This window comes from Nonomuraea maheshkhaliensis, from assembly GCF_039529435.1.
Taxonomy (GTDB): Bacteria; Actinomycetota; Actinomycetes; order Streptosporangiales; family Streptosporangiaceae; genus Nonomuraea; species Nonomuraea maheshkhaliensis.
Genome location: NZ_BAAAMU010000018.1, coordinates 113,712 through 129,880, shown reverse-complemented (window position 1 = coordinate 129,880; position 16,169 = coordinate 113,712). Strand labels below are relative to the sequence as shown.

At 72.7% G+C, this 16,169-nt stretch carries 17 protein-coding genes and 1 pseudogene; 5 read left to right on the top strand and 13 right to left on the bottom strand.

Going from position 1 to position 16,169, the window contains the following annotated elements:
• On the bottom strand, nt 1–868 hold an 868-nt coding region (locus ABFX54_RS15165), incomplete at its 3' end, for an N-acetylmuramic acid 6-phosphate etherase (RefSeq protein WP_346105253.1).
• A 17-nt stretch (nt 869–885) separates the two neighbouring features.
• Nucleotides 886–3,105 (bottom strand): alpha-N-acetylglucosaminidase, encoded by a 2,220-nt coding sequence (locus ABFX54_RS15160; protein WP_346105251.1) that lies wholly within the window; start codon nt 3,103–3,105, stop codon nt 886–888.
• Nucleotides 3,106–3,194: 89 nt separating this feature from the next.
• Here ABFX54_RS15160 and ABFX54_RS15155 point away from each other — a divergent pair, with 89 nt between their 5' ends.
• From ABFX54_RS15155 to ABFX54_RS15140, 4 genes are read left to right on the top strand one after another with little or no spacing between them, the layout of a single operon-like run.
• The gene (locus ABFX54_RS15155; RefSeq protein ID WP_346105250.1) at nt 3,195–4,463 is read left to right on the top strand and encodes an ROK family transcriptional regulator; all 1,269 of its coding nucleotides are present in this window, start codon (nt 3,195–3,197) and stop codon (nt 4,461–4,463) included.
• A gap of 60 nt (nt 4,464–4,523) precedes the next feature.
• The gene (locus ABFX54_RS15150) at nt 4,524–5,861 is read left to right on the top strand and encodes an ABC transporter substrate-binding protein (RefSeq protein ID WP_346105248.1); all 1,338 of its coding nucleotides are present in this window, start codon (nt 4,524–4,526) and stop codon (nt 5,859–5,861) included.
• Nucleotides 5,851–6,810: a carbohydrate ABC transporter permease gene (locus ABFX54_RS15145; RefSeq protein WP_346105246.1), complete on the top strand. Its 960-nt coding sequence runs from the start codon at nt 5,851–5,853 to the stop codon at nt 6,808–6,810. The genes ABFX54_RS15150 and ABFX54_RS15145 overlap by 11 nt, the downstream gene beginning before the upstream one ends.
• A 2-nt stretch (nt 6,811–6,812) precedes the next feature.
• Complete coding sequence (locus ABFX54_RS15140; RefSeq protein ID WP_346105244.1) at nt 6,813–7,628, top strand: carbohydrate ABC transporter permease; 816 nt, start codon at nt 6,813–6,815, stop codon at nt 7,626–7,628.
• Nucleotides 7,629–7,665: 37 nt separating this feature from the next.
• On the opposite strand, the gene ABFX54_RS15135 is transcribed toward ABFX54_RS15140, so the two are convergent.
• The 8 genes and pseudogenes from ABFX54_RS15135 to ABFX54_RS15100 form a co-directional block, all read right to left on the bottom strand.
• Nucleotides 7,666–8,910: an NAD(P)/FAD-dependent oxidoreductase gene (locus ABFX54_RS15135; protein WP_346105242.1), complete on the bottom strand. Its 1,245-nt coding sequence runs from the start codon at nt 8,908–8,910 to the stop codon at nt 7,666–7,668.
• A gap of 110 nt (nt 8,911–9,020) precedes the next feature.
• Nucleotides 9,021–10,601, bottom strand: coding sequence for a helix-turn-helix domain-containing protein (locus ABFX54_RS15130; RefSeq protein WP_346105259.1), 1,581 nt, complete (start codon nt 10,599–10,601; stop codon nt 9,021–9,023).
• 56 nt (nt 10,602–10,657) lie between these two features.
• Nucleotides 10,658–10,999 carry a TraR/DksA family transcriptional regulator gene (locus ABFX54_RS15125; RefSeq protein ID WP_346105241.1) on the bottom strand — a complete coding sequence of 114 codons (342 nt, stop codon included), beginning with the start codon at nt 10,997–10,999 and terminating at the stop codon, nt 10,658–10,660.
• Nucleotides 11,000–11,166: 167 nt separating this feature from the next.
• Nucleotides 11,167–11,943: a rod shape-determining protein gene (locus ABFX54_RS15120; RefSeq protein ID WP_346105239.1), complete on the bottom strand. Its 777-nt coding sequence runs from the start codon at nt 11,941–11,943 to the stop codon at nt 11,167–11,169.
• A 415-nt stretch (nt 11,944–12,358) separates the two neighbouring features.
• The gene (locus ABFX54_RS15115; RefSeq protein WP_346105237.1) at nt 12,359–12,736 is read right to left on the bottom strand and encodes a hypothetical protein; all 378 of its coding nucleotides are present in this window, start codon (nt 12,734–12,736) and stop codon (nt 12,359–12,361) included.
• Nucleotides 12,737–12,977: 241 nt separating this feature from the next.
• The gene (locus tag ABFX54_RS15110) at nt 12,978–13,325 is read right to left on the bottom strand and encodes a cation:dicarboxylate symporter family transporter (RefSeq protein WP_346105257.1); all 348 of its coding nucleotides are present in this window, start codon (nt 13,323–13,325) and stop codon (nt 12,978–12,980) included.
• A gap of 120 nt (nt 13,326–13,445) precedes the next feature.
• Nucleotides 13,446–13,548 (bottom strand): annotated as a pseudogene (locus ABFX54_RS15105) (hypothetical protein); the annotation flags it as partial.
• Nucleotides 13,509–13,805, bottom strand: a complete 297-nt coding sequence (locus ABFX54_RS15100) for a cation:dicarboxylate symporter family transporter (RefSeq protein ID WP_346105235.1) — start codon at nt 13,803–13,805, stop codon at nt 13,509–13,511. The pseudogene ABFX54_RS15105 and the gene ABFX54_RS15100, both read right to left, overlap by 40 nt.
• Here ABFX54_RS15100 and ABFX54_RS15095 point away from each other — a divergent pair.
• Nucleotides 13,690–14,127, top strand: coding sequence for a GNAT family N-acetyltransferase (locus tag ABFX54_RS15095; RefSeq protein WP_346105233.1), 438 nt, complete (start codon nt 13,690–13,692; stop codon nt 14,125–14,127). The genes ABFX54_RS15100 and ABFX54_RS15095 overlap by 116 nt on opposite strands.
• On the opposite strand, the gene ABFX54_RS15090 is transcribed toward ABFX54_RS15095, so the two are convergent.
• The 3 genes from ABFX54_RS15090 to ABFX54_RS15080 are packed head-to-tail and all read right to left on the bottom strand — an operon-like array spanning nt 14,110 to nt 16,120.
• A complete protein-coding gene (locus ABFX54_RS15090) occupies nt 14,110–14,790 on the bottom strand; it encodes a HEAT repeat domain-containing protein (protein ID WP_346105231.1) in 681 nt (226 codons plus the stop codon). The two genes, ABFX54_RS15095 and ABFX54_RS15090, sit on opposite strands and share 18 nt — an antisense overlap.
• Before the next feature lie 35 nt (nt 14,791–14,825).
• Nucleotides 14,826–15,809 (bottom strand): WXG100-like domain-containing protein, encoded by a 984-nt coding sequence (locus ABFX54_RS15085; RefSeq protein ID WP_346105229.1) that lies wholly within the window; start codon nt 15,807–15,809, stop codon nt 14,826–14,828.
• A complete protein-coding gene (locus tag ABFX54_RS15080; protein ID WP_346105227.1) occupies nt 15,800–16,120 on the bottom strand; it encodes a hypothetical protein in 321 nt (106 codons plus the stop codon). Before ABFX54_RS15080 ends, ABFX54_RS15085 begins: the two co-directional genes overlap by 10 nt.
• Nucleotides 16,121–16,169 lie beyond the last annotated feature (49 nt).

Sequence of the window (16,169 nt, the reverse complement as noted above, 5' to 3'; positions counted from 1 at the left end):
CGCCGGGATGCGCGGCGAGCGCGGCCCGCGCCCGGCCGGGCGGGCAGCCCGTGAGCAGCCGGACGAGCGCCTCCGGGATCCGCCCGCCGGCCTCGGCCAGGGCGTCCCGGCAGACCGCCGCGTCCTCCCCCGTCGCCTCCACGAGCAGGCTCACGGCCCGCGTCCGCAGCTTGGCGTTGGTGGCCACGAGCCCGACCATGAGGTTCGAGTACGTACGTCCCGTCTTGATCATGAGTGCCGTCGAGAACGCGTTGAGCAGGACCTTGGTGGCCGTGCCCGCCTTCAGCCGGGTCGACCCGGTGAGCGCCTCCTCACCGGTGTCGGCGGCGACGACGATCTCGGCCGACTCGCGCAGCGGCGCGCCGGGATCGCAGGTGATCAGCACGGTGAGCGCGCCCGCCGCACGGGCCGCCCGCAACGCCCCGGCCACGTACGGGGTGGTCCCCGACGCGGTGATGCCGATGGCCACGCTGTTCTCGCCGAGCTCGGCGCCGGTCGCGTCGGCGGCGCCGAGCTCCTCGGCGTCCTCCCGGTCGACGGACGCGTCGGTGAGCGCGCCGGGCCCGCCGGCGAAGTGGGCCGTGAACAGGCCGGGGTCCACTCCGAACGTCGGCGTGATCTCGGTGGCGTCGAGCACCGCCAGCCGCCCCGACGCGCCGGCGCCGAAGTAGTGCACGTCGCCGCCGCGGGCCAGCCGCAGCTGCGTCTCCTCCACCGCCCGGGCGAGCGGCCCGGTGGCGGCGGGGGCGGCCTCGACGGCTCTGGCGTCCTCATCGAGCAGCAGCCGGAGTACGGCTTCAGGATCCAGGGTGTCGATCCCGGTGGTGCGCGGGTTGCGGCGTTCTGTCGGCGGGGCCTGCTGGGGCATCGTGCTCCTGCTCCTCATCAGTCGTGGTCCGTGGGCTGGGCGAGCGGGCCGGTCCGGCCCGCGTACGCGGTGAAGAGCCGGCGCGACTCCGTGGCCAGATCGCCCAGGTCGCGCCGGGGCGGCGGCGGGCCCTCCCGCAGGAAGAGCTCGGCGCGCTCGCGCAGCCGTTCCCGCAGCTCGGCCTCCGAGCCGCCGCCGGGTCCTGCGAGCGCGCGATCGGCGCCGTGGTCAGGAGTGTGATCGAGGGCACGGTCGAGGCCGCTCGCCCACAGCGCCCAGCGGTCGCGGTAGTAGCCGCCGACGAGCCCGCTCCAGTGCCGGCCGGCGTAGTCGTCGAGCAGCGGGCTGTCCGATGTGCCCCATACCGTGATCATGCGGCGGGCGTTGTCGGCCAGGATCTTTCGCTCGGCGGCGTCGGCGGCGTGCGCCAGCGCCTTCGACTCCCAGTGCGGGAAGGTGTACTCGGGGCGGCAGGCCAGCATCCGGTCCAGGTCGTCGAAGACCCGCAGGAACCGTTCGAGCTCGGGCCCGGCGGCGGCGCCGAGCCGGATCGAGCGTTCGACGGCGTCGAGGTGGCAGCGGTCGGCGACCCTGGCCATGTAGGCCACGCCCACCTCGGCGAGGTCGTGCCCGAGCGGTCCCGCCAGCAGGCCGCGGTCGTGCTCGGCCACCTCGATCAGCCGTTCCCAGGCCCGCGCCAGCACGTCGGGCCGGTACCAGAGGACACGGGCGGCGTCGGCACGGAGCTCGGCCAGGCCGCCGGGGATCCGCGCGTAGGAGGGGGCGGCGGTGATGACGCCCTTGAACTGGTCGGGAGCGATCCGTATACCCCGCGCGTCGTAGACGGTGCCGAGCAGCCCCCGCCAGGCCGCCCGCAGCTCGTCCGCCCACCTGCCCCCGGTGCCGTAGCGCTGGGAGGCGAAGGCGTCGAGCCAGGCGTCGAGGTCGGGCACCTCGTTCCAGATCTGGTCGGCGACGAGCTCGAAGAAGACGGGGTTGTTGCGGGTGGCCTCCATGGACAGGCCGATCCCCGCGGGCGGGCTCGGCGCCGCCAGGGCCGCGTCCATCCCGGCCGGAACGCCGCGCAGGTCGGCGCCGGGATCGGTACGCCCGCCGAAGTTGAGCAGCGCGCACCATAGCCAGGGCTTGCCGGAGAACTCGCGGAAGCGGCCCCACAACGGGTCGTGCTCGGCCCACAGGTCGGCCACGAGCATCCGGTCGTCCGGGATCGCGTCGAGGAAGGCGTTGACGCGCTCCTCGGTCCAGAAGTCCCGCTGGTAGGAGAACGGCCACGCCTGCATGAGCCAGACCGCGTCCGGGTCGGCCGCCTGGAGGCCGGCCAGCGTCGCCGCCGCGACGGCGCCGGGGAAGTCGGGGTCGGCGTCGATGGGGATCATCTCGATGAACGGGTCGGCGGCGTACAGGTGGTCGGTGCCGAAGAGCGTGATCTGCGTGCGGGCGATCTCGGCGCCGATCCGCTCGTACAGGGGGTCGGCCGGGTCGAGGACCCAGGTCTCGAACCCCTGCCAGGTGCGGCGGCCGGCCCGTGCCGTGGCCGCGACCTCGGGCGGGACGTGCCCCGTGAAGGCCGGGAGCACGGGCGTCATGCCGAAGGCGCGCTCACGGCCGATGATGCGCGCCCCGAGCTCGCGGTGGCCGTCGAGCCAGGACGCGGGCAGCGGGCCGGCGAAGCCGTCCAGGCATCCCATGAACTGGAACGGCAGGTAGCCTGGGCCGCCCAGGAAGGCGCGGATCCGCTGGTCGTCGAGGCCGAGCGCGGAGTAGGCGGCGTGCAGCACGGCCTCGTGCCCGGTGATGGCGAGCGGCATGGTGATGCCGTGCAGGGCCATCCAGTCGATCTCGCGTTCCCAGTCGGCCCAGTCCCAGTAGGGCATCGTGTAGCTGAAGGTGCAGAAGTTGAAGTAGTAGCCCTCCTTGACCCGGGCCTTGCCCTCACGCGGCGGGGCGTCCGGCAGGGACGTCAGGCCGAGGGGCAGTGCCGTGTCCCAGCCGACGGAGGCGCCGCAGCGCTCGCGGAGGTAGTGGTGCAGCGCCACCGAGGCGCTCACCCCGTCCGTGGCGGCGATGGTCAGCACACCGCCGGCCGCCTCGTAGGTGTACGCGCGCTCGTCGCCGTCACGGACGGCGAACCGTACCGAATCGGCCGCGGGCCCGAGCACGCGGTGGGCCAGGCCACCGACGGTGTCCGCCCACGGCGGGCCGTCATCGGACGACATCTGCAGGTCACACCCCTCGACTAATTAGTTCCGTACAGTACATAATTATTATGCTAGCGTACCGGCAACCGAACGTGAGGAGGCAGAGCATGGAGCAGGTCGTGGCCGCCGGCACGCAGTTCATGCGCGAGGTCAACTCCGTCGCCGTCGTGCGCAGGCTGCGGACCGAGGGCAGGATGAGCGTCTCCGCGCTGGCCAAGGCGGTGGGGCTGTCCCGCCAGGCGGTCACCCGCTCGCTCAACGCGCTCGCCGCCGAGGGCCTGGTCGAGTTCGGCCCCGTCGATCGCGACTCCACCCGGGCCGGGCGGCCGGCGCAGCTCGTACGGTTCAGGGCCGAGGCCGGCCACGTGCTGGGCGTGTCGATCAGCCCGCAGGACGTGCGCGTGGCGGTCGCGGACCTGGCCGGCGCGGTCACGGCCGCCGACGCGGTGCAGCTCGGCGCCCGTCTCGGCGGCGAGGAGGTGGTGGCGACGCTCCTGTCCACGGTGGACGGCACGCTGCGCACGGCCGGGATCACCCCAGGGACCGCAGGGGAGAGCACGGCCGGCGACCTCTGGTTCGCCTCGGTCGGCACCCCCGGCATCGTCGACCCGGCGGCCGGGGTCATCAAGCTCATCCCGAGCATGCCCGGCCTGGCCGGCGACCTCCTCGTCCGCCGGCTGACCCAGGCGCTCGGCTGCCCCGTCTACCTGGACAACGACGTCAAGCTGGCCACGCAGGGCGAGCGGCGGCGCGAGGCGGACCGGCGCGAGGACTCCCTGGTGATGATCCACTGGGGCGAGCGGGTCGGCGCCGGGATCGTGCTGAACGGCGAGCTCTACCGCGGCGCGTCCAACGACTCCGGCGACGTCGGGTTCCTCGACCTGCTCGGCGCCGGCCCGCCCGGGGAGACCCGGTCCTCGCGGGGGCTGGGCCCGTTCGAGGATCGGGTCGGCGGTGCGGAGATCGTGCGCCAGGCCGCCGCGGCGGCGGACCGCGCCGGCGAGACGGAGCTGCTGTCACGGATCGAGGCCATGGGCGAGCACGCCCTCGAAGCCGTGCTCGACGCCGTCGTGGCCGGCAGCCCGGCGGCGCTGGAGGCGCTCGACGTGGTGGCCCGCCGCTTCGCCAAGGGCATCGCCGCGATCAGGGCGATCCTCGATCCGCGGCTCGTGGTCATCGGCGGGCCCCTGGCCAGGTGCGGCGAGCCCCTGCTCGCGGCACTGCGGCGGCATCTGGCGGGCGAGCCGCTGGAGCAGCCGGCGCTGGAGGTCTCGGCGCTCCAGCAGGACGCCGTCGTCCACGGCGCGCTGCTCCACTCCCTGGACGAGATCGAACGGACCAGGTTCGGCCTGGTGAGACCGGGCTCGGCCTGGTGAGGAACGGTCGTCATGAGCACCGTCGCGCGAACGACGCGCCCCCCGATTGAGGAGACCGGAATGAGGAGACAAGCCATGCCCGGGATGACGAGACCGGCCAGGCGTGCGGCGGCCGTGGCGCTCAGCGTCACGACGGCGTTCGCGCTGACGTCCTGCGCGGGCGCGAGCAGCTCGGGCGGAGGTACGGCGCCCAAGATCGAGGTGTCGACCACCATCCCCCAGGACCCGGTGACGCTCACCCTGGCCTACACCAACGACCCGCCCACCAAGACGCTCATCGACGGCTTCACCAAGAAGCACCCGAACGTCACCATCAAGCCCCAGATGACGCCGTTCAACGACTACATCAAGTCCATCAAGCTCTCGATGTCGTCCGGCTCGGCGCCGGACATCGCCCAGTACAACCCGGGCGCGATGAACTCCCTGGTCCCGGCCGGTCTCATCCTCGACCTGAGCCCGTGGTCCAAGGCGTACGGCTGGGCCGGGAAGTTCCCGCCGGCCAGCCTGGAGGTGCTCAGCTCCGACAAGTCGGCCAAGCAGTTCGGCACCGGCAGCCTGTACGCCGTGCCCGGCGGGCTGTCGGTGCTCGGCGTCTTCTACAACAAGAAGATCGTCACCGAGGTGCCGAAGACGCTGGCCGACTTCGAGGCCGCGATGGCGAAGGCCAAGGCCGCCGGCCGGACCCCGCTGAGCATGGGCGCGCTGCAGGTCGGCGGCTTCCAGCTGTGGAACGCGCTGCTCAACGTGACCGGCGACGTCGCCGACTACCGGTCGTGGGTGTACGGCAAGCCGGGCGCGACGATCGAGAACCCGGCCGCCCGGCAGGCCGCCCAGACCATCACCGACTGGGCGAAGAAGGGATACATCCCCAGCGGGGCGAGCGCCACGTCGGACCCCGACGCGCTGGCGAGCTTCGCCAAGGGCGGCACCGCGTTCGTGATCACCGGTAACTGGGCCGCCCAGACGCTGGAGACGGAGATGAAGGACGACGTGGGCTTCTTCCTGATGCCCGCGCCGTCGGCGGACAAGCCGGCCCAGGTCGCCTCGGGCGCGAGCGTGGCGTACGCGATCTCGTCGAAGTCGAAGCACCCGAACGTCGCGGCGGCGTTCCTCGACTACCTGAGCTCGCCGGAGGCGGCGAAGATCGAGTTCGACGGCGGGTTCATGCCGGTCGACACGAAGGCCGAGCTCGGGGCGACGGGGCTGCGCGGCGACATCGCGAGCGTCTTCGCGCCGGTGGCGCAGGGCAACGGGATCGTGCCGTTCCCCGACTACGCCTCCCCCGGCATGATCGACAAGCTGACTCCCGGCATCCAGGGCCTGATCAACAGCAAGCTGACGCCCGACGACTTCCTGCGCTCCCTCCAGGAGTCGTGGGACGCGCACCATGGCTCGTGAGCCGAGCGCTGCCGTCTCCCCGCCGCGGGCCGCTCCCGCCCGCGGCGGGGAGACGGGCGGCGGACCCGCCCGCCCGCCGCGGCGGCCGGGACGGCGGGCGCGGGGCTGGCTCTACGTACTGCCCGCGCTCGCGGTCTACCTCGGCTTCGCCATCTGGCCGGCGCTGAACACGCTCCGCCTGTCGCTCCTGACCTGGGACGGCATCCTGCCGCCGGCCTGGGCCGGCTTCTCCAACTACGTCAAGATTTTTCGTGATCCGGCGCTGTACGAGGCCATTCTGCACAGCCTCGCGCTGATCGTCTTCTTCTCGGTCATCCCCATCGGCGTCGGGCTGCTCATGACGGCGCTGCTGATGGGCAAGGTGCGCCGGGGCATGACGTTCTTCCGTGTCGTCTTCTTCCTCCCCCAGGTGCTGCCGCTCGTCGCCGTCGGCATCACCTGGCGCTGGCTCTACAGCGAGAACGGCGCCGTCAACCAACTGCTCGACGCGGTCGGGCTGGCCTCGATCACCCGCGCCTGGCTGGGCGACTACGGTCTGGCCCTGATCGCGCTCGGCCTCATCGGGACCTGGGTCATGAGCGGGCTGTGCATGATGCTCTTCCTGGCCGGCGCGCAGAAGATCGACCCGTCCCTGTACGAGGCGGCCCGGCTCGACGGCGCGGGCGCGCTGCGGCAGTTCCGGCACGTCACCGTGCCCGGGGTGCGCAGGGAGATCACGGTCGCGGGCGTCATCACCACGATCGCCGCCCTGGCCAGCTTCGACCTCGTCTTCGTCACGACCAACGGCGGCCCGGCGGGGCAGACCAACGTGCCCGGCCTGCTCGTCTACCGGCTGGCCTTCAACGAGGGCGACATCGGCGGCGCCAGCGCCCTGGCGGTCGTGCTGACCGTCATCGTGATCGCCGTCGTCTCCGCCGTCCGGCACTTCACCAGGGATGAGGAGAGTTGAGCATGCGCGGCGGTGTCAGTCTCCGGTACGGCGTCCTCGTCCTGCTGGCGGTCATGATCCTGGTGCCCTTCGCGGGCATCGTGCTGGCCGCCCTGCATCCCTCGGGCGCGCAGCTCGACGGGCTGAGCATCCCCGACCGATGGTCGTGGGAGACCTTCGCACTGGCCTGGGAGCGGGGCAACTTCACCAACCTCATGCGGTCCAGCGTGCTGATCGCGGTCTTCGTGGTGCCGCTCTCGGTGGTGCTGGCCACGCTGGCCGGCTACGGGCTGGCGGTGCTGAGGGTGTGGGGGCACCGGACGTTGTCGTTCGCGTTCGTGCTGGGGCTCACGCTGCCGATCGAGGTGATCGTGGTGGCCCTCTACTTCAACCTGCGCGAGGTCGGCCTCACCGACTCGTACGTGGGCGTCATCCTGGCCGAGGCGGCGCTGTTCATGCCGTTCGGGGTCTACTGGATGCAGACGCACTTCTCGAACGTGCCCGAGGAACTGGTCGAGGCGGCGCGCATCGACGGCGCCAGGGACCTCGTGGTGCTGGCGCGGGTGCTGCTGCCGATCTCCTGGCCCGCGGTCACCACGCTGTCCGTTCTGTACTTCATGTGGTCGTGGAACCAGTTCATGCTGGTGCTGGTCATGATGCAGGACCCCGACCGGCGTACGGCGCCGAGCGGGCTCGGGCTCTTCGTCGGCCAGTACACGACGGACATCCCGCTGCTCGCGGCGGCCTGCCTGATCGTCATCGCGCCCATCGTCGTCGTGTACCTCCTCTTCCAGCGCAGCTTCGTCAGCGGCATCACCCAGGGCGCCATCAAGGGCTGAGAGGGACCCGGCGGAGGCGGCCCGCCGTGATCCCGCGTCAGCGGAGGGGGTCGAATTCGGTCAGGGCGGCGGGCTGCTTGCCGGTGGTGATCTGCTCGGCCAGCAGCCGGCCCGTGATCGGGCCGTGGGCCATGCCCCACATGCCGTGCCCGCCGGCGACGTACACCGTGGGGGCGCTGGTCGCGCCGACGAGCGGCCGGCCGTCCGGGGTGACAGGGCGGGGGCCCACCCAGACGTCGGTACGCTCCTCCCAGCGCACCCCGCGCAGCAGCGGCCTGGCGGAGGCGATGATGGCGTCCAGCCGGGCCGGCACCTGCGGGGCGTCCGGGTCGCGGAACTCCATGGTGCCCGCCACCCGCAGCCCGTCACGGTAAGGCGTGCACGCGACCCGTACGTCGGGCAGGTAGATCGGCCCGGGCACGGGATGATCTACCGGCACGGTGAAGGAGTAGCCGCGGCCCGCCCGCACCGGCACGCGCACACCCCACTGCCTGGCCAGGCGCGGCAGCCAGGCGCCGGTGGCCAGCACCACCGCGTCGGCCGACAGCACGGTTCCGTTGGCGGAGCGGACGACCGCCTTGCGGCCGTCGGTGCGCACGTCGTCGACCTCGACCGCGTACACGGTCGCGCCGCGCTTCATCACGGCCTGGCCCAGGGCGTGCACGAACGCGCCCGGGTCCACGTAGCGCTGGCCGTCGAGGCGTACGCCGGCCGTCAGCGCCGGGCCGGCCAGCGGGACCTGCTCGGCCAGCCGGTCCCGGTCGAGCACGGCCACCTCGACCCGCTGCCCGGCCGCCCGCAACCGGCGCAGCCCGGCCAGCACGGTCCCGGCCTGGCGCCGCGTGCGGAACGCGGCGGTGATGGGCGCCGCGACGACCGGCGCGGACACGCCGCTGGCGGCCAACACCTCGTACGCCTCGACCGCCTCGTCGTTCAGCGGCAGGTTGGCCCGCGCCGCGCGGGTCCACAACGACCAGCGGCTGTTGGCGGCGAACCTGGCCAGGAACGCCCACAGGCCCGGGTCGAGGCTCGCGGGCACGTGCAGCGGCGCCGCCGGGTTGAGCAGCGAGCGCAGGCCGTACCGCAGCACGGCGGGCTCGTTGAGCGGGACGGCCAGGCCCGGCGCGATCCAGCCGGCGTTCCCCCAGGACGCGCCGGCCGCCACGCCGCCGCGATCGACCACGTCCACCCGCACGCCACGCTCTTGCAGGAACCACGCGGTCGACAGGCCCACGATGCCCGCGCCCACCACGACCACCGACCGCGGCCAGTTGCCGCTCATGCCGACCTCCAACGCTCTACCTGTTTCCGCTGTCGTGCACAGCATCGCCCCAGCGTGGGCCGGTCGCGTTGTGGGCGGACGACAATCGCGGCGCCCCCGTTGTGCACGGGCTACAACCGGAGTTCGTCCTCCATGGCCGCCAGCATGATCGTCATCGCCAGCCGCTGCCGGGCGTCGTCGAGGTCCAGCGGGGTGAGCTCGCCCATCTTGCGCAGCCGGTTGCGTACGGTGTTGGGATGCACCTGGAGGCGTTCGGCCGCCAGCGTGAGGTCCCCCTGCGACTCCAGCCAGGCCCGCAGCGTGGGGACGAAACGGGTGCCGTCGCGCGTGTCGTACCGCAGCAGCGTGCTCACCGGGCCGCGGGCCGGCGTCCTGCCCCTCCGAGCGGCCGCGCGGAGCCGGCGCAGCAGCAGGTCGTCCCAGGACTCGTCGTAGGCGGGCGGGACGGAGCCGGGTGCGGCGCTCTCGTGCAACGCCAGGCACTCGTCCGCCTCCTGGCGGCCCGCGGGCAGCTCCGTCACCTCGGCGGGAGCGCCGATCCCGGCCGCGACCCGCACCCGGCCGGGCAGCTCGGCGTGCAGGGCCGTGATCCACCGCCGGGCCGCGCCGGGCTCCTCGGCGCGCAGGACGGTGTAGAGCGTGTCGCCGAGCAGCGCGCTGCGTCCCGGCCGCGACCAGCCGAAGCCGGTGGTGGCCTGCTCGAAGGCGAGCAGCAGAGCGGCGTGACGGTCGTCGGCGGTGTCGGCGCGTACGGCGATCACCCGCAGATCGTGCGGCGCCAGGCCCAGCCGGCTGGCCGTCGTCGCGGCGTCGGCGCTGCCTTCCAGCAGCCGGATGACCAGGTCCGACTCCACCTGCCGTTCGAGGTCGGCGCTGGCGCGGGAGCGCAGCAGGTGCAGCGCGACGGTACGCGCGCCGTCGGTCAGAGCGCGGCGGTGGTCGCCGGTCAGCGGGCCGGCGCAGCTGATCCACACCGAGCCCAGCAGCTCGCGGCCGGCCCGCACCGCCACCACCATCCGCCCGGTCAGGCCGTTCGCGGCGTCGGCGGGGACGAACAGGGGCTCGTCCGTCGCCGCCAGGTGCGCGAACACCCCCCGCCGCTGCAGCAGCTCGCGCAGCCGGTCGGGGACGCGCCGGCCGAGGATGGTCTCCAGCCTGGCCGGGTCGCCTGCCTGCTGGGAGCGGGAGTAGGCGAGCACCCGCGAATGCCTGTCCTCGATGGTGACCGCGCCTCCGACCACGTCGGCCAGGTTGTCGGCGAGCGCGAACAGGTCGGTCGGGCCCCGGCCGGAGGCGGTCTCGCGGCTCTCCAGGACCAGCCCGTACACCATGCCGGCCAGCTGGCTCCAGGAGACGGCGGGGTCGGCCAGCAGCACGGCCACGCCGTACCGGTCACCTAGTGCGGCGGCCCGCCGTTCGAGGTCGGCAGGCTCCTCGGGGGCGCGAGGCCCGCCGGCTTCGGACGCCTCAAGACGTACCAGGACCGCTGTGGCCTGGGCGGCGGCCGCCCACCGTACGGCGTCGTCCAGGCCGGCGGCGCCGACGGCCAGCAGCAGGTCGCCCGCGGCGTGCCGGTCGGCGGTCTCGGGCATCGCCACGCCGCGCAGCCACATCGTGCGCGCCTCGGGACGGCCGCACAGCCGCACGCCGTACCCGCCGAGCACGTTCACCAGGCGGTCCAATGTGATCATCATCAGCTCCGGGTCGCCGGAAGGGGGCGGGGCTCCCCGCCCCCTTCCGGGCGTTGTCAGGCGGCTTCGTGCCGCCGCTGGCAGTCGATGCAGGTACGGGCCAGCGGCCGGACCTTGAGCCGCTCGAACGGGATGGCCTGCGCGCAATGGGCGCAGCGGCCGTACTCGCCGTTCGTCAGCCTGGCGAAGGCCTGGGACAGCTCGGCGATGGCCCGCTCGGCGGTGGTGATCGAGACGATCAGCTCCTGCCAGGTGCCGTCGGCGCCGCTGCCGTCCTGCTCCTGGACGCGAAGGCCGCTCAACTGCCGGGTGCGCTGCTCCAGCTGCTCCTCCAGGTCCTGTCGGAGCGCCTGGAGCTGGACGCTGCTGAGGTGTGGCGTCGGGTGACTGTCGGTCATGACCAGGTGGTCCTTTCTGCGAAGGGTATGCGTCACGTAGGTGTGGGGCGAGGAGGCCCGCACGAGAAGGTGGTCCGCGTCGCGACCGGCGGCCGCGTGCGGTGCTATCGGTCGGCACTCGTCGACCGGCCGGCAGGCCGTGGCCTCGGGCCGCACCCGCAAGCCGGTCAGCGAGCGGACAGGGCTTGGCTGGAGGCCAGCTCCGGTCGCAGGCACAGCCGCATCAGGCCGCGGATGGTGGCGTGCTGCGGCTGGGGCGCCGCGCTGACCGGCAGCCGCAGCACGGCGCGCAGCCGGCGCAGCAGCAGTTCCTGCTGTGCACCACCGCCGGTCACCAGCAGCCCCCTGGCGCGTGCGGCCGGGCGGACGTCCTCGGGCAGGCGGCGTTGCAGGCTCGCCGTCATGTCGACGACGCTCTCCAGCGCGTACGAGGCAAGCCCCGCGCCGGTCGTGGCACTGAGCTGAAGGGCGGCCGCGTCGATCACGACACCCGCCCGGATCGCCACGGCCTCGACGATGCCCGCCCCGACATCCAGCAGCAGGCACGGACGCGGATCGAGCACATCGATGCCGACACCGACGGCCGCGGCCAGCGGCTCCTCCACCAGCCGCACCTCGCATCCGGCGACCTCGGCCACGGCGGCCAGGACCGCCGCGCGATCACTGGGCGAGGCCGCCACCGGCACCCCGGCCAGCACCTGCTCCAGCGGCCGGGTGTCGTAGTGGCAGGTGTCCTGCACCGCCATCCGCACCAGCCGAAGGCAGGCGCCAGGGTCGGCCACCATGCCATGCCGGATGGGCGAGGCGACGTCCGTCCTGCCGGGACCGGCCAAGCACCGTACGATGGCCGACGGCCGGTCAGCGATGGCGTGCCCGCCAACGGCCAGCGACCGCGTACGAGCGGTGCCCAGATCGAGCGCCAGAAAACGGCGAGCCGGGCTCATCTCGCACTCCCCCGGGTCACCGGCCGAAACCGTACGGAACGAGCGTCGACCGACCGGAACCATGGAACACGAACGCGTGCCTGGCTGAACCGGGCGGCGCGGGCGCTGGGATGTGCGGACTTCGGTCGCGGATGGGCGTGGACAGACGCGACAACAGCCATGACGATGATCGGCTCCTAACAACGTCAGCGGAACGGCGGCAGGCCGGAGCGACCCCATGCCAAGGGGCGCTGGACGCAGGGACTGACCTGCCCGTTTCTCCTGCCGGGATGACGACCGCGAGACGTCTTCAGCGCGCGGCGGCACACCTGGGACGGACACCGTTCAGGCGTCAGATGAGGGTGCGCGCAACGCGCGTCACCGGACTCCACGGCAATGGTTGGGCGGTGGAGACTCCGGTGCGGGAAGACGTCGGTTACGCCTGCGGCGGGCTGCGCGATCCCGCGGTGCGATGGGCCAGTCGCTGGGGATCGCGACGCGTGTCCGCGTCGGACCCGAGCGACGGCAACAGAGCCAGATGGGCGAGATCGGCCTGACGCTCACCGCGCAGGGGCGGCCAGAACGACAGCACGTGATGCTCACGAGCGCTGCCCGCCTGCGGCGGGAGGCTGGACAAGTCGGTGCCGGATCCACCCGCACTCCACACGGGCCCGGCGACCGAACCCTGCGCGGCTCCCGGAACGACGTTGCTCGCCGGGCCGGTGGCACCGGCCACGACCAGGGACAGCAGGACCAGGACCATCGCGCCGAGGTACGCGATGGACCCTTGTGGTGTTCTCCACGGTCCCGTCATACGGCCGACCATAGCCCAGACCTCAGGAAAAGGCATTTCCGTTCCCGACCGGCGACGAAACCCCGCTCCGGCCAGGACCGAGAGCAGCAGAGCCAGGCACGGAGACAGTGCAAGCGGGGCGGCCAATCACGGCCGCACCGACGTAACCGACGCGCTGGAGGCCACCTCGTACGCCCAGCCGGTGCTGACCTTCGCCCTCGACATCGGCGAGACCACCGTCCACGACGACCGCTACTGGACGTCATGGGCCGACTGGCTCGACATCCCCACCGCACCCAGCCGGTCTCGGACGCGTAGCGGATGCTGGCGGCGCCTGAAGGTCAGGGGGTCTGGCTGCGGTGCGGCCGGGCACGATCTCACGCCTCCCGAGCCGGGCCGCCCCGCCGCCCGGCTTGTCGAGGATCGGGTCGATGGCGAGCAGCAGGCCGACGCCTTCCAGAGGCAGTCCCAGGGTGCTCGACGTGAGGGTGAGCATGACGGTCGCGCCGGTCAGGCCCGCCGTCGCGGCCGAGCCGACCACTGAGACGAACGCGATCAGCAGGTAGTCGCCGACCCCGAGCTGAACTCCGAAGACCTGCGCGACGAAGATCGCCGCCAGCGCCGGATAGACGGAGGCGCAGCCGTAACGTGATCGGGCTGACCCGGCCGGCCAGCGACAGCAGCGCCGGGTAGACGGCCAGCACGACGATGAGGCAGCCCACGTAGACGCCGGCGCTGAACTTGGCCAGCGGCGCGAGCAGGTCCCACCCGTACGTGGCGACGGACTTGCCGATCAGGCCGGCGGTGCCGATGGGGGCCAGGCGGATGACCACCACAGGGCCTTCTGGACGAGGTCGAGGACCGAGCGGCTGAAGGCGAGGAACGGCTCGGCCTTGTCGCCGGGCGCGATGGCCGCCGCGCCGAGGACGACTCCCAGGAAGACGATCTGGAGGACGTCGAGCTCGGTGAAGGCCGTGACGATGCTCGTCGGGACGATGCCGGCGAGGAAGTCGGCTCCCCCGGATCCGGCCGAAAGCGACTGGGCCGACGTCGCCGCGCTGGCGGGGCCGGGCGGGCAGGTCGCGTACACGGGCGAGGGCGTCCTGCCGCGTACCGTCGAGCTGGGCGTCTACCTCGGCATCCGCCGCAGCGGCGAACTGGTCGCGATGGCGGGCGAGCGCCTGCACCCGCCCGGCTGGACCGAGATCAGCGCCGTCTGCACCCATCCCGCCCACCGCGGGCAGGGCCTGGCCACGCGTCTCGTGCTCGCCGTCGCGGCCGGCATCCGGGCTCGCGGCGAGACGCCGTTCCTGCACGCCGCCGCGAGCAACACGAACGCGATCAGCCTGTACGAACGCCTCGGCTTCCGGCTGCGGCGCAGCACGAGGGTGGCCTCAGTCGGTGCCGCGTAGCTCGTTCAGGCGTTCCTCGGCGAACGAGCGGATCTCGTCCTCCTCGACCATGACCGCGTGCTCCAGCAGGTTCGTGTCCTGCTCGTCGGACAGGCTCGCGGCGGCCGCCGTCGCGAACAGCCGGGTCACCGCGTCGCCGTCCTCCAGCCGCTGGACGATCCCCGTCAGATCGGGCTCTTCACCGTCCTGGAGGATCAGCCACTCGGTCAGGTCCTTGAGCTGACCGGGCGGCAGGCAGGCCGCTCCCGCCTCCAGCTGCTCGATCGAGGCTTCGGTCAGGAATTCGAGCGCCTTCCAGCGAACGCCGCTCTCGGGATCGCGGCTCAGCTCGATCACCTGGGCGATGAGGGGCCCGTGCCGTTCGTCGGCGATCACCAGCGCCGACGCGATGGCGTCGTACCGGGTGCTGCGGACCGGGTGCGACAGCAGCGGCGGCAACTCGTCGACCAGCGGCGCGGCGAGGTCGGTGAGCTCGGACAGCAGCCAGGCGGCCGTCGGCAGGATCCGGTCGTCGCCGCTGTGCAGCAGCCTGACCAGGTTCTCGACGGGGAATCCCGCGTACAGCTCGCTGAGCAGGTCGTTGGCCGCCGGGCCCACGACGTCGGCGTCGCCTGGGTGCGCGAGGATGCGCTCGATCAGGTCCTCGCCCGTCTGCGTCTGCACCGGCTCTCCTACCTCCTGTTGCTCTTCTGCTGCTCTCACTGACCGTACTGCCGTTTGATGTCCTCATTCAGCTGACGCAGCGCTGCTTCCTCGCGCTTGAGCCGCTCGGCGTGCCCAGCCTCCCAGCCCTTCCTCTCCTCCTCCGCCTTCCTGGCCTTGATGCTCTTCTCCAGCATCTCCTTGGCCTGCCTGGCCTCCGCCTCGGACATCCCCCTGGTGCTGGTGGGCGGATCGCCGTGAACTCTTCCGTCGTGGCGCGAGCCCTGGTTCGAGTTGCGGGAGAAGAAGCTGCCACCGCCGCGCCCGCCGCCACTCCCCCGGCCGCCGCTGTTGCCCCGGCCGCCGCGCCGGTTGCCGCGGGCCATCTGCATCATGCCGTCCTTGACGGACCGGGGCCCAGTCGGGTTGCGCAGGCCGGACGGCCGCAGCGGGACTCCGCCGCGCGGGCCGGCCATGGCCAGGCGTGGCCCGGGGGGACGCAGGTCGTCCAGGATGCGGCGCATGGGCTCGGTGACCCGGCGCCGCACGATGGGGGCGATCACCTTGCCGGTGCCCTCGCTGCCCTCACGCAGGATCTTCCTGACCGCCTGGCGCGAGGCCAGGATCCGGGCCGTCGCGACGGTCGCCCCGACCGCTCCGCCGAACGCCAGCGCCTTGGCCACCCCGACCGCGGTGAACACCGCCTGCGTGCCCGCCGCCACCTTCACCGCCGACACCACGGTGGCGGTGCCGTCCAGGGCCGCCGGCATCACCCGCATCGCCGCATTCGCCTGCGCGACGTGGCCGCCCTGGGCGCCGGTCCTGTTCCAGTGGGTCTCCATGCCGGCGGCGGACTGGCCGCGGTAGACCTGTTGCGTGTTGCGTACGGCGGCGTCGGCGCCGCCCGCGGCGGGGGCCGTACCGGCATGGGCCACCCGCGCGGCGTTGCCCTCGGCTCTGACCTCGTCCTCGTTCATGTTCGGCCAGGGGCCGAGCAACTGCATGATCCCGGCCGCCGCCGGGGGAAGCACTACAGCCATGCTCGGTCGAGCTTCTGGACGCTCTCGGTGCTCGCGGCCTCGCCCTCCTGCGTGTTCCTGATCACCGCGTGCAGGTTGTCGCCGGTGCCGGCGATCGTCCCTGACAACCCGTCGAGCGCGGCCATCGACACCGCGCGGCACTCGGCGTACACGCTGGTGAACATGCCGAACAGACCGTCGTCCCCGAACGAGGACACCCCGTCGCCGCGCTCCTTCAGCGGGGAGAGCGCGGCGTTGTAGTCCTCACCGTGGGCCCTGATCCGGGTGGCTTGCTGCCCCACCGCCCCCAAGGCGATTTCAAGTCCCGTCATGGCGCAGCACAATATCGTCACTTGTCATGATCTTCGTGATGTTTGTCGT